We start from the raw sequence: 13,261 nt of genomic DNA on the forward strand, positions 1-13,261 counted from the left end.
GCACGAAACAGCACCAGCACCGGATAGCCTGGCCGACCGGGACTCCCCTCATCCCGCAAATGGCCGATCAGCTTCTCGAACCGGTACCACTTGACCAGGCCAGCCAGCCGATCCAGCGCCGCATTGGCGCCGGCCCCCTTCGGCATCAGCGCTTCCACAAAGCTCGGCTGTCCCGTCTGCTTAACCGCCATCGCCACCCTCCAAGGCTTTGCCCTAGGGAATCACAATTGACGAATTACGCAACAGGCCCACAAGGGGAGAAGGGAGGGCAGCGGTGAACTCGGCAAAAGATTCCAGGCTCGCGCTAAGCGCGCCCCGGAATGACAGGCGAAACTACGCCGCTTCCTCCACATCGCCGTTGACCAGCTTGCGCGCGGCGCGCTCGGCTTCGCGGGCGTTGCGGAAGAACTGGCCTTCGAGGCGGTAGAAGCGGTCGGACGAGGCGAAAAAGCAGTAGCCTCCTTGAGAACGAACGACGATACCTGCGGTCTGCGAATTGACTTCGATGATGTAGCTGTCCGGCATGGCCCGTGGATTCCTCAAGTGCGGGCAAATAACGACACTTCTGCCCAAAGGTTCCTGGGCATTTGAGGCCGTTTCCACCCCGAATCGACGTACAATTGAGTACGCTGGGACCTCATCCATTTTATGACTTGTTCTTGGCGAAGACGCGACGACCGCGGAGGCAACGCCGCGCGGTCATACGCCGCGCGCGATTACGTCGCGATCGCCGTGTCGGACGGGCGAACCGCCTGCGGGCGCCCGTGTTCGTCGATCGAGACGTAGGTGAAGTTGCCATCGGTGACGAGGAACGGATGCTCCTCTCCGCGGCGCAGCGCCCACGCCTCCAGATGCACCGTCAACGAGGTGCGCCCGACACGCACGAGATTGGCATAGACCGAGACGAGATCGCCGACATAGACGGCTTTGCGAAAGTTCATCGCCTCGATCGCAACCGTCACGGTGCGCGACTTCGCGACCTTCGAGGCGAACACGCCGCCGCCGACGTCCATCTGGCTGAGCAGCCAGCCGCCGAAAATGTCGCCGTTCGCGTTGGTGTCGGCCGGCATCGCCAGCGTGCGGATGCAGAGATCGCCGCTCGGCCCGGTATTCGCCTGTTCGTTCATGCCTCTCTCACTTGAGATTGCTCACTTGAAATTGTCCCAGCCCGCGTCGGGCGCGAAACGTCCGCCGAATCGTTCGGCGAGCTCACGCAAGGTGGACACGACATTATCCACGCCGCGGGAGCGCGCATAGTTCAGCGGACCGCCGCGGAACGGTGCATACCCCGTACCGAAGATCATGGCGCCATCGACCGCGTCGGGATCGTCGACGATGCCTTCGCGAAGCGCCGCGACGCAGACGTTGGACATCGGCAGCACCAGGCGGTCGATCATCTGGTCGGTCACACGCGGGCCGGTCTCGGGGAGCGGCGCCTTCTCCGCCTTGCCATCCTTCCAGGTGTAGAAGCCCCTGCCGGTCTTGCGGCCGAGCTCGCCCTTGGCGACCTTCTCGCGCAGCCAGGCCGGTGTCGGGGGCAACAGATCGCCGAACTTGGTGCGCAGCATGTCGCCGACATCGAGGCAGATGTCGAGCCCGACCTGGTCGGCAAGCTCGATCGGTCCCATCGGCATGCCGAACTGCTCGGCCGCGGCGTCGATCAGGCGCTGGTCGGTCTTCTCGTCCAGCATCACCATCGCCTCCAGCATGTAGGGCGTCAGCGCGCGGTTGACGAGGAAGCCGGGCGAGCTCTTCACGGCGAGCGGCAGGCGGTCGATCGCGCCGACGAAGGCGAGCGCCTCTTTCAACACTTGCGGATCGTTGCCGTCATGGCTGACGACCTCGACCAGTTGCAGCCGCGACACCGGATTGAAGAAGTGCAGTCCGACCAGCCGCTCGGGCCGCGTCAGCGTGGTGCGCAGGTCCTGAAGCGGAATGCTCGAGGTGTTGGTCGCGAGAATCGCACCCGGCTTCATCCGCGGCTCGAGGCCGGCATAGACCTTCTGCTTCAGCTCGAGCTTTTCCGGCACCGCTTCGATAACGAGATCGGCGTTGCGGACGCCTTCCCCATCCATGTCCGGAATCAGGCGATCGAGAGCGTCGCGCACCTCGGTGGGTTTGCGGATGATCTTGCCGTAAAGCTCGGCCCCGCGCTTCACCGCGCCCGCGATCGGCTCCGCCTTCATGTCCGCGAGCGAAACCCGCAGCCCCTGCCCCGCACACCACGCCGCGATGTCGCCGCCCATGGCGCCGGCGCCGATGACATGGACATGCTTCACCGTGTTGCCGGAGCCCGCCGCCTTCTTCATCTGCTCGCGCAGGAAGAAGACGCGGATCAGATTTTGCGCCGTCGGCGTCACCATCAGCTTGGCGAATGACGCCTGCTCGGCCCCCAGCATCGCGGCCTTGCTGCCGCCATGCGTCTCCCAGAGATCGATCAGCGCGTAAGGCGCCGGATAGTGCTCACGCGGTGCCGCCTTCGCAGCCTCCGAGCGCATGCGCTTGGCGAGCAGTCCACGCACCGGTCCGAGGTTGGCCGCGCGCGTGAGCAGACTGGGCCCGGCCCGCTTCAGCCGGCCGAACAGCACGTCCTTCACCGCGCCACGGACGTGGCGTTCCTGCGTCACGGTATCGACGAGGCCGAGCGCTTTGGCGCGGCGTGCATCGATGGTGCGGCCGGTCAGCATCAAGGCCATCGACTGGGTCGGATTGACCAGTGCGGTAAAGCGCGCGGTGCCGCCGAGACCGGGATGCAGGCCCAGCATCACCTCGGGGAAGCCGAAGCGCGCGCCGTCGATGGCGATGCGCGACTGGCAGGCGAGCGCGACCTCGAGCCCGCCGCCGAGGCAGAAGCCATGGATGACCGCGACCGTCGGCAGCTTGAGTGCCTCCAGATGATCGACGACGGCATGCGCGGCGCGGATGCGCGTTTCCACCATCTCGGGATCGCTGGCACCGCGGAATTCGTTGACGTCGGCACCGGCGATGAAGCCGGACGGTTTGGCCGAGCGGATCACGAGGCCTGCGGGGCGCTCGGTCTCGATCGCGGCGAGCACCGCGTCGAACTCCTCCATCACGTCGGAGGACAGCGTGTTGGCGCTTGTCCCGGCGCGGTCGAACAGCAGCCAGGCGAGGCCGTCGGCATCGCGCGTCAGCTTGAAATGCTTGTAGGGGCCGTCGGCCGCCGGCTGGGGCCCGAGCGTCAGCACGCGGTCGCCAAGCGCGGTCATGATCCTGGAATCCATGGTCACACCGCCTCGATCAGCATGGCGCCGCCGAGCCCGCCGCCGATGCATTCGGTGGCGACGCCGCGCCGGGTGCCGAGGCGCTTCATCGCATTGACCAGATGCAGCACGATGCGGTTGCCGGAGGTGCCGACGGGATGGCCGAGCGAGATCGCACCGCCGTCGACATTGAGCTTGTCACGATCGATCTCGCCGGCGGCGCCGTCGAGCCCAAGTATCTCGCGGCAGAATGTGTCGTCGTTCCAGGCGGCGAGGCAACCGAGCACCTGCGTCGCGAACGCCTCGTTCAGCTCCCAGGTCTCGACGTCCTTGACGGTGAGGTCGTTGCGCTGGAGCAGCGGCGTCGCCGACATCACGGGGCCGAGCCCCATGATAGCAGGATCGAGCGCGGCCCAGTTGCTGTCGACGATGACGGCCTTCGGCGTCAGCTTGTGTTTTGCGACTGCCGCGTCGGAGGCGAGGATCACCCAGGAGGCGCCGTCGGTGATCTGCGAGGAATTGCCGGCTGTCACCTGGCCCCAGGGGCGCTCGAACACCGGCCTCAGCTTTGCGAGCGTCTCGGCCGTGGAGTCCGGCCGCACGCCGTCATCGTGGTCGAAGAACTTGCCGTCGCGGGAGAACGCGGTCTCGACCTCGCCCTTGAGAAAACCTTCGGCCTGCGCATGGGCGAGCCGGCGATGGCTCTCGGCGGCGTAGGCGTCGGACTGCGCGCGGGTGATGCCGAAGAGATGGCCGACGACCTCGGCGGTCTGCCCCATGTTCAAGTCCGTGATGGGGTCGGTGAGCCCGCGCTCCAGGCCGATGATCGGCTTGAGATAGCGCGGCCGCAATTTGAAGGCCGCGGCCAATTTCGCGGCGACGCCCTTGGCGGTGGCAAGTCCGGCGAACCAGCGCACGCCGGAATTCGGCCAGACCAGCGGCGCGTGGCTCAGCGCTTCAGTGCCGCCGGCCAGGATCATGTCGGCATGGCCCTCGCGGATATAGCGGTAGGCGGTGTCGATCGACTGCATGCCGGAGCCGCAATTGATCTGCACGGTGAAGGCGACCATGTCCTCGCCCATGCCGAGCCGGAGCGCGGCGACGCGAGCCGGATTCATCTCGTCGGCGATGACGTTGACGCAGCCGAGGATGACCTGGTCGAAAGTTGTCGGCGAAAACGGCTGGCGCGCCAAAAGCGGCCGTCCGCATTGCACGGCGAGATCGACGGGCGTGAACGGACCGGGCCCCGAGCGCGCCTTCAAGAACGGCGTCCGGCTGCCGTCGACGATGAATACTGGTCGTGCCATCAGCTCGCCGCCCTCTGTTCACCGAGTTCCTGGAAGAACTGATGCACATCTCCGGTTTTCTTGTAAATCGGCGACAGCGCCTCCGGCGCAAAATCGTCGACCTCGATCACCTTTGTGACGGCTTCATGAGCGGCAGCAAGCTGCTCGCCCTCGGCCTGCGTGATCACGCCCTTGGCCACCGCCTCCTTCCATTCGCTGATATGCGCGGCGCGGATACGCTTGGCGATCGCGTCGGTGCCTGCGACCAGCTTGAAGGCGCGCTCCAGCCGGGCAAAGCCGCCGTCGTCGTCGACATAAGCAAGGTCGGACGTGAGGCGGTCACGTGCCGCCGACGGCTCCAGCACGAGGCTTGCGCATCGGTGCACGACCCGGTCGGACGGGCCGAGCACACGGGCGCCGAAAGGCTGGACCACGAGCTTGAGGAAACCGGCGACGAAGCGGTTCGGCAGATTGGCGAGAATTTCCGCGAGCCGATTTTCAATGGTCTTGAAGCCGGTCGCCATGCACCATTCCAGCGCGGCAAAGTCCTCCGTCTGCCGGCCCTCGTCCTGCCAGCGCTTCAGCGCGGCCGAGAGCAGGTAGAGCTCGGACAGAATGTCGCCGAAGCGCGCCGAGAGCATCTCCTTGCGCTTGAGCGCGCCGCCGAGCGTGAGCAGCGCCATGTCGGCGCAGAGCGCAAACGCCGCCGAATAGCGCGAGAGCTGGCGATAGAATGGCGTGGCGTCACCCGCATCCGGCGCCGGCGCGAACGCGCCGAAGCTCCAGCTCCGGCCGAACGCACGCAACAGCGTCTGGAAGCTGTGGCCGGCATGTTTCCAGAACGCCTTGTCGAACGCGGTGAGCCCGCGCTCGCGGTCGGTGTCCGCAAGCGCGTTCATCTCGTCGAGCAGATAGGGATGCGCGCGGATGGCGCCCTGCCCGAACACGATGAGGTTGCGGGTCAGGATATTGGCGCCCTCGACCGTGATGCCGACCGGCACGGCGCGGTGCAGATTGCCGAGATAGTTTTGCGGACCGTCGATCACGGCCTTGCCGCCGTGAATGTCCATGGCGTCGTCGATGGCGGTGCGCATCCGTTCGGTCGCGTGCAGCTTCATGATGCCGGAGATGACAGCGGGATGGATGCCGGCATTCAGCGCCGCGCAGGTCAGCCGGCGCGCCGCGTCGAGCTGGTAGGCGGTGGCGACAATGCGCGCGAGCGGCTCCTCGACGCCCTCGAATTTCGAGATCGAGATGCCGAACTGCTCGCGGATGCGGGCATAGGCGCCGGTGGTGCGCGCGGCGTAGGCGGCGCCGGCCGCCGACAGCGACGGCAGCGAGATGCCGCGGCCGGCGGCTAACGCCGTCATCAGCATCTTCCAGCCCTGCCCGAGCCTCTCCTTGCCGCCGATGACGTAGTCGAGCGGGATGAAGACGTCGCGGCCCCAATTCGGGCCATTCTGGAACACCTGCATCGACGGCAGATGACGATGGCCGATCTTGACGCCCGGCAGATTGGTCGGGATTAGCGCCACGGTGATGCCGAGCTCTTCCTGCTGGCCCACGAGGTGGTCGGGGTCATAGGCCTTGAAGGCGAGGCCCAGCAGCGTCGCGACAGGGCCGAGCGTGATGTAGCGCTTGTGCCAGTTGAGCCTGAGGCCTACGACCTCGCGGCCTTCGAAGGTGCCCTTGCAGATGATGCCGGTGTCCACCATCGAGGCCGCGTCGGAGCCCGCTTCGGGGCTGGTAAGGCCGAAGCAGGGAATGTCGCGGCCGTCGGCGAGCCGCGGCAGCCAGCGCGCCTGCTGCTCCTTGGTGCCGAAGCGCATGAGGAGCTCGCCGGGACCGAGGGAGTTCGGCACCATCACCGTGACGGCGGCGGCGATCGAGCGGGTCGAGATCTTGCGCACGACTTCCGAATGGGCGTAGGGCGAGAAGCCGAGGCCGCCAAACTCCTTCGGGATGATCATGCCGAAGAATTTCTCGCGCTTGACGAAGTGCCAGACATCCGGCGGCAAATCGCGCCATTCCCAAAAAATCTTCCACTCGTCGAGCATGGCGCAGAGCTCGTCGACCGGGCCGTTGAGAAAGGCCTGCTCCTCGTCGGTCAGGGCTGCCGGCGGGACCTTCAGCAGCTTCGCCCAATCAGGGTTGCCGGTGAACAGATCGGCGTCCCACCAGACGTCCCCGGCCTCCAGCGCCTCGCGCTCGGTGTCGGACATCGCCGGCAGCACGCCGCGCGCCCAGGAGAAGATCGGTTTTGTGATGGTGTCGCGGCGGAAGCTCATGGCAAAACCTCATGGATCAGCGCGGGTGACCGACATTTTAGCGGAAAGTGGCCGGCGGAGGTGGACACTTCGCCTGCGAAATTGACGCGGCCGGGCGACCGCCCAAGGGCCATAACGGCCAGGGTGTGGGGGCAGTTCCGGGAGGGGAAGCGAGCGGAATACCCCACGTCATTCCGGGGCACGCGAAGCGTGAACCCGGAATCCATCGTGCGGCAGCGTTGGTCGATGAATGGATTCCGGGTTCGCGCCTGTCGGCCCGCCCCGGAATGACGTGTGGAGGGAGCGGTGGCCGGCCTAATCCGGCCGCACCATCTCGAACATGTTTTCCGGCTTGATCTCGAAATAGTCGCCGCGGCGGCCGGCGCGAACGATGGGGCGGGCGGCGGCGGTCTGGTAGACGCCGTCCTTGATCATGGCCTTGTCGATATGGACGGCGACGACCTCGCCCAGCGTCAGCCAGGCATCGGCCTCCTTGCCGTCGGCGCCCTTGAGGCGAACGATGTCGGACACCTTGCACTCGAAGGCGACCGGGCTCTCAGCCACGCGCGGCACGTTGACGAGCTTGCCGGGCACGGCGGTGAGGCCGGCGACCTCGAACTCGTCGACCTCAGGCGCGACATGCGCCGCGGTCGCGTTCATCTGCCTGGCAAGATCCATCGTGGCGAGATTCCAGACGAACTCGCCGGTCTGCTCCATGTTCGAGACCGTGTCCTTCCAGTTGGTGGAGGAGAAGCCGATGATCGGCGGCACGTAGCAAAAGGCGTTGAAGAAGCTGTAGGGCGCGAGATTGACGTGGCCCCTGGTGTCGCGGGAGGAGATCCACCCGATCGGCCGCGGCGCGATGATGGCGTTGAAGGGATCGTGCTTGAGGCCGTGGCCCTTGGAGGGCTCGTAGAAGTACAGGTCTTTGTCGGTCACGCTGGCTTTCCCCTGATCGTCATTGCGAGCGCAGCGAAGCAATCCAGAATCCCGCCGCGGAGACAGTCTGGATTGCTTCGCTGCGCTCGCAATGACGGAGTTTGTTGGTCCGTCATTGCCCGCCACCGGCCCGTCATTCCGGGGCGGACGGCTTGCTTATAGGAGGAAACGGCCCAGCCCGTCAGTGACGCGGCGACAGACCCGCGATGACGAAATCGATCATCTGGTCGATGGTCGGGCCCGGCTTGGTGGCGCACTGGGCGATCATCTGGGGGTGGAAGAAGCGCATCATCGCCGTGCAGGAGCACAGCGCGGCCAGTTGCAGGTCCGGGGCCTCGAACTCGCCGGAGGCCGCGCCCTGCGCGATCATCTGGCCGATCACCCCAGCAATGCACTCCATATGGGCGACGCAGACGTCCCAGTCCTCCTGCATCGCGATCTCGACCATCTCATGCAGCTTGTTATCGCCGACATAGCGCTCGGTGTTCATGCGGTGGATGGTGGTGAGCAGCTCGCGGAAGCGCGGGAGCACCGGACCAGGCCTCGCCACGATCCGCTGCGCTTCGATCTCGACCTCGCCCATCAGCGAACGAGCCACCGCCTGGTGAATCGCCTTCTTCGATTCGAAGAAGCGATACACGTTGGCGGGGCTCATCCTGAGCTCCTTGGCGATGTCGCCGACCGTGGTCTTCTGGTAGCCGATCTGGCGGAACAGCCGCTCGGCCACCTCGAGAATACGATCCCGGGTGTCGCCTTCGATATGTTCCGCAACCAGTGTCATCTGTCAGGACTCGTCAGTCAGCACTTCTTCTCACTTATTCAGCCGCTTCAGCAAGCGGAATTGCGTGCGGGTCATCGTTCCCATGCTGCGGCGCGGCAGGCTGCTCGGGGGTGCCGGCCTCGTCCAGGCTCTTCCTGAACCACAGGGCGTAGAGGCCCGGCAGGTACAGGAGCGTCAGGAAGGTCGCCACGAACAGGCCGCCCATGATCGTGATCGCCATCGGGCCCCAGAACGCCGAGCGCGTCAGCGGGATCATGGCCAGGATGGCGGCCAGCGCCGTCAGCACCACCGGACGGGCCCGGCGGACGGTCGCCTCCACGATCGCCTCTCGGCGAGTCAACCCATGAGAAACGTCGGTCTCGATCTGGTCGACCAGGATGACCGCGTTGCGCATGATCATGCCGGCGAGCGCGATCAAGCCGAGCAGCGCCACGAAGCCGAACGGGGCGTTGGCGACGTTGAGGCCCAGGGACGCACCGACGATGCCGAGCGGCGCGGTCAGGAACACCAGGATCAGGCGCGAGAAGCTCTGAAGCTGGATCATCAGCAGCGTCAGCATCACCATGACCATCACCGGGAAGAGGATGAAGATCGAGGCGTTGCCCTTGGCGGATTCCTCGAACGCACCGCCCGGCTCGATGCGGTAGGCCGGCTCGAGATGATCCTTGATCGCCTTCAGCTTCGGCGTGATCTGGCTGGTGACGTCGGGCGCCTGCACGCCGTCGACGACATCGGAGCGCACGGTGATCGCCATGTCGCGGTTGCGCCGCCACATGATCGGCTCCTCGTGGGAGTACTCGATCTTGGCGATCTGCTGGAGCGGCACGGCAACGCCATTGCGCGAGGTGATCGTGAGGTCGCCGACGCCGCCGAGGTCGAGGCGCTCGGACGGGATCGCACGGGCGACCACGCCGACCTTCTCGATGCCGTCGCGCACGGTCGTGACCTGCGAGCCCGAGATCAGCATTGCGAGCGCCTGCGACACGTCCTGCGGGGTCAGGCCCATGGCACGGGCGCGGTCCTGGTCGACGACGAGCTTGAGATAGGGCGACTGCTCGTTCCAGTCGAGCTGGACATCCTTGACGCTCTTGTTCTGCCGCATGACGTCGCGGACCTCGTAGGCGATCTCGCGCACCTTGTTGGCGTCGGGGCCGATCACGCGGAACTGCACGGGGAAGCCCACCGGCGGGCCGAAGTTGAAGCGATCGACTCGGACACGCGCCTCGGACAGAAAGCCCTCGGCGGCCGCATTTTCGATCTTGGCCTTGATGCGCTCGCGCGCCTCGACGCCCTTGGCGACGATGACGACCTCGGCAAAGGCCTCGTTCGGAAGCTGCGGGTTGAGGCCGAGCCAGAAGCGCGGCGAACCCTGGCCGACATAGGCGGTATAGGTCTCGATGTCCTTGTCGTCCTTGAGCAGCGTCTCGGCCTTCTTCACCGCCTTCTCGGTGACGTTGAAGGCGGTGCCCTCGGGCAGGCGCAGCTGGAGGAACAGTTCGGGCCGCTCCGACAGCGGGAAGAACTGCTGCTGGACATGACCGAAGCCGACGACCGAGGCGACGAAGACGCCGACGGTCGCGACCACCACCGTGATGCGGTGATTGACGCACCACTGCACGACGGCGCGCAGGCCGCGATACATGCGGGTCTCGTAGACCGCGTGCGGATCGTGGTTGTGGTGCACCTTGATGTTGGGGAGCAGCTTGACGCCGATATAGGGCGTGAAGATCACCGCCACGAACCAGGAGGCGACCAGCGCGATCGCCACGATCCAGAAGATGCTGCCGGCATATTCGCCGACCGCGGAATTGGCAAAGCCGATGGGGAGGAAGCCAGCGGCCGTGACCAGCGTTCCCGTGAGCATCGGAAACGCAGTGGATTCCCAGGCGAAGGACGCCGCGCGCATGCGGTCCCAGCCCTGCTCCATCTTCACCACCATCATCTCGACCGCGATGATGGCGTCATCCACCAGAAGGCCGAGCGCGATGATCAGCGCGCCGAGCGTGATGCGGTGCAGGTCGAGCGACATCGTGTTCATGACGATGAAGACGATGCCGAGCACCAGCGGCACGGACAGCGCGACCACGATGCCGGTGCGCCAGCCGAGCGCCAGGAACGACACGAACAGCACGATGACGAGCGCTTCCATGAAGGAGTGCACGAACTCGCCGACGGCATGCTCGACCACCTTGGGCTGGTCGGCGATGAGCTTGACATCGACGCCCTGCGGCACCGCCTTCATGAACTCGGCGGTGGCCTTCTCGACCTCCTTGCCGAGATCGAGGATGTTGGCGCCCTTGGCGGTGACGACGCCGATACCGATCGCGGCCTTGCCTTCCTGGCGCACGACGAAGCTCGGCGGATCGACATAGCCGTGGGTGACGGTGGCGATATCGCCGAGACGGAACACGCGGCCGTTGCTCTCGACCGGGGTCTCGGCGACGGCCTTGGCGCCGTCGAGCGCGCCGGTGACGCGCAGCGGCACGCGCTGCGAGGAGGTCTCGACCGTGCCGGCCGGGGTTACGTTGTTCTGCTTGGCGAGCGAGTCGAACAGCGCCTGCGGCGTGATGCCGAGGGTGGCGAGCTTGGCGTGGCTGAACTCGACGAAGATACGCTCGTCCTGATTGCCGTATACGTCAACCTTGGTCACGCCCGGCACCTTCAGGAGGCGCTGGCGGAAGCCTTCGGACACCTTCTTGAGCTGGGCATAGTCGGCGCCGTCGCCGGTCATCATGTAGAGGATCGAATCGACGTCGGAGAACTCGTCGTTGACGACGGGTCCGAGGATGCCGGAGGGCAGCTGGCCCTGCACGTCGACCAGCTTCTTGCGCAGCAGATAGAAGAGGTAAGGCACGTCCTTCGGCGGCGTCGAGTCGCGGAAGGTGACCTGGAGCGCGGTGAAGGCAGGCTTGGAATAGGTCTGCACCTTCTCGAAGTAAGGCAGCTCCTGGATCTTCTTCTCGATGGGATCGGCGACCTGGGTCTGCATCTCCTGGGCGGTTGCGCCCGGCCAGATCACGGAGACGTTGACCACCTTCACCGTGAAGAACGGATCCTCGGCGCGGCCGAGCTTCTGATAGGAAAAGAAGCCGGCGACGCCGAGCACGAGCATCAGGAACAGGACCAGCGTCGGATGGCTGACGGCCCAGGCCGAAAGATTGAAGCGCTTCATCGCTCTCTCCGAAAAGACGATCCAATTGCAAAAACGTCAGCCACTCTGTTCAACCCGTCGTCGCGAGGCAGCGAAGCAATCCAGGGGGCTGGGCAGATTCTGGATCGCTTCGCCGCTTCAGCCCCAGCATTTGCGCTTGGGCCGAAACTCACCTCACACGACGAAACTCGACTTTCTCTTGTCATTCCGGGATGGTCCGAAGGACCAGACCCGGAATCTCGAGATTCTCAGGTGCGCAATTGCGCACCATAGTTCGGTGCTCCGCACCGCCCCGGAATGACCGAAACTAAAAGGACAGTGACGAGACGACCCGCACCCTCTGGCCCGGATCGAGCTTCTGCACGCCGAGGGCGACGATCTTGGCGCCCTCTTCGACACCGCTGGTGATGACGACGTCGTTGCTCTCGTAGGACTTCACCACCACCGGCTTCAGCGTCACCGCGCCGTTGTCGTCGACGACGTAGAAGGAGGGCTTGCCGCCTTCGTTGAACAGCGCCGACAGCGGCAGCCGCGCGACGCGCTCGGTAGCGGCGTCCGACAGCGTCAGCGTCGCGGTCATGCCGAGCGAAACCTTGTCGTCGGCCTCGGGCAGCGAGAACTTTGCGAGATAGGTGCGCGTCGCGGTATCCGCGGTGGGCGCGATCTCGCGCAGCTTGGCCGTATATTTCTTGCCCGGCTCCGACCAAAGAGTGACGCTGGCGGCGCCCGATTTGGCACGTCCGACCAGCGTCTCAGGGATCGCGACGACCGCTTCCTTCTCGGCAAAGCGGGCGACACGGATCGAAGCCTGGCCTGCGGCAACCACCTGGCCGGGCTCGATCAGCGTCGCGGTGACGACGCCACGGGCGTCGGCGTTGAGCGTCGCGTAGGAAAGGGAATTCTTGGTCAGCTCGACCGAGCGCTCGGCCCGGTTCAACCGTGCGCGGGCCTCATCGGCGGCGGCGCGGCTCGAATCCATCTGCGCGTCCGTGGTCCAGCCCTTGGCCTTCAGATCCTTGGCGCGCTGCTCGGCGGCGGCGGCCTGGGCCAGCACGCCGGTCGCCGCGGTCTGCTCGGCCACGGACTGCTCGGCCTGGAGCTTCAGATCGACCTCATCGAGGGTGGCGAGCGGCTGGCCGATCTCGACGGTCTGGCCGACCTCCACGAGGCGCTTGGCGACCTTGCCGGCGACGCGGAAGCCGAGATCACTCTCGATCCGCGGCCTGACGGTGCCGACGAAGCTACGCTCCGGGGTCTCGGCATCATAATGCGCGGTGGCGATCAGAACCGGCCGCGGCGGCTCGGCCTTCTCGGCGACGGTGTCATTGCACCCGGCAAGCGCCGCGGCCATCAGGGCCAGCGACACACCCGCCAAGAGCTTGGAATAGCTGGATAAAACCGACCGGACGAACATCGGAGGACACTCCTGCGACTGCAATGAGAGGAATGTCGACTAATCACTGATAAAAGTCAATAATCGTCAGTCATCAGGAAAGCGTGATCGTTAAGGGGTGGTAAGGATTGCGCCGGGCGCGACCAAGAGGTGCCATCGTAGGGTGGGCAAAGCGACTTGTCCGCCGAAGCCAGAAGGGCGAAGGCGGAAGCGTGCCCAC

General features: G+C 65.6%; 9 protein-coding genes and 1 pseudogene. All 10 read right to left on the reverse strand.

Annotation, left to right across the window (positions count from 1 at the left end):
• Positions 1-191, reverse strand: a pseudogene (locus A3M7_RS45760) (IS5/IS1182 family transposase); the annotation flags it as partial.
• A 142-nt stretch (positions 192-333) separates the two neighbouring features.
• Entirely contained in the window at positions 334-525 is a 192-nt protein-coding gene (locus tag A3M7_RS0142385; RefSeq protein ID WP_027549335.1) for a hypothetical protein, read from the reverse strand.
• A 191-nt stretch (positions 526-716) separates the two neighbouring features.
• Entirely contained in the window at positions 717-1,127 is a 411-nt protein-coding gene (locus A3M7_RS0142390) for an acyl-CoA thioesterase (protein ID WP_027549336.1), read from the reverse strand.
• A 21-nt stretch (positions 1,128-1,148) separates the two neighbouring features.
• The gene (locus tag A3M7_RS0142395; protein WP_027549337.1) at positions 1,149-3,245 is read right to left on the reverse strand and encodes a 3-hydroxyacyl-CoA dehydrogenase NAD-binding domain-containing protein; all 2,097 of its coding nucleotides are present in this window, start codon (positions 3,243-3,245) and stop codon (positions 1,149-1,151) included.
• Positions 3,246-3,247: 2 nt separating this feature from the next.
• A complete protein-coding gene (locus tag A3M7_RS0142400) occupies positions 3,248-4,531 on the reverse strand; it encodes an acetyl-CoA C-acetyltransferase (RefSeq protein ID WP_027549338.1) in 1,284 nt (427 codons plus the stop codon).
• Entirely contained in the window at positions 4,531-6,798 is a 2,268-nt protein-coding gene (locus A3M7_RS0142405) for an acyl-CoA dehydrogenase (protein WP_027549339.1), read from the reverse strand. The genes A3M7_RS0142400 and A3M7_RS0142405 overlap by 1 nt, the downstream gene beginning before the upstream one ends.
• Positions 6,799-7,092: 294 nt before the next feature.
• Positions 7,093-7,716: a flavin reductase family protein gene (locus A3M7_RS0142410; protein ID WP_027549340.1), complete on the reverse strand. Its 624-nt coding sequence runs from the start codon at positions 7,714-7,716 to the stop codon at positions 7,093-7,095.
• A gap of 181 nt (positions 7,717-7,897) precedes the next feature.
• Positions 7,898-8,497, reverse strand: a complete 600-nt coding sequence (locus tag A3M7_RS0142415) for a TetR/AcrR family transcriptional regulator (protein ID WP_027549341.1) — start codon at positions 8,495-8,497, stop codon at positions 7,898-7,900.
• A gap of 34 nt (positions 8,498-8,531) precedes the next feature.
• Positions 8,532-11,669, reverse strand: a complete 3,138-nt coding sequence (locus tag A3M7_RS0142420) for an efflux RND transporter permease subunit (protein ID WP_027549342.1) — start codon at positions 11,667-11,669, stop codon at positions 8,532-8,534.
• Positions 11,670-11,955: 286 nt separating this feature from the next.
• Positions 11,956-13,062, reverse strand: coding sequence for an efflux RND transporter periplasmic adaptor subunit (locus tag A3M7_RS0142425; protein WP_027549343.1), 1,107 nt, complete (start codon positions 13,060-13,062; stop codon positions 11,956-11,958).
• Between the last annotated feature and the right edge of the window lie 199 nt (positions 13,063-13,261).

The organism is Bradyrhizobium sp. WSM2254, assembly GCF_000472645.1.
Taxonomy (GTDB): domain Bacteria; phylum Pseudomonadota; class Alphaproteobacteria; order Rhizobiales; family Xanthobacteraceae; genus Bradyrhizobium; species Bradyrhizobium niftali.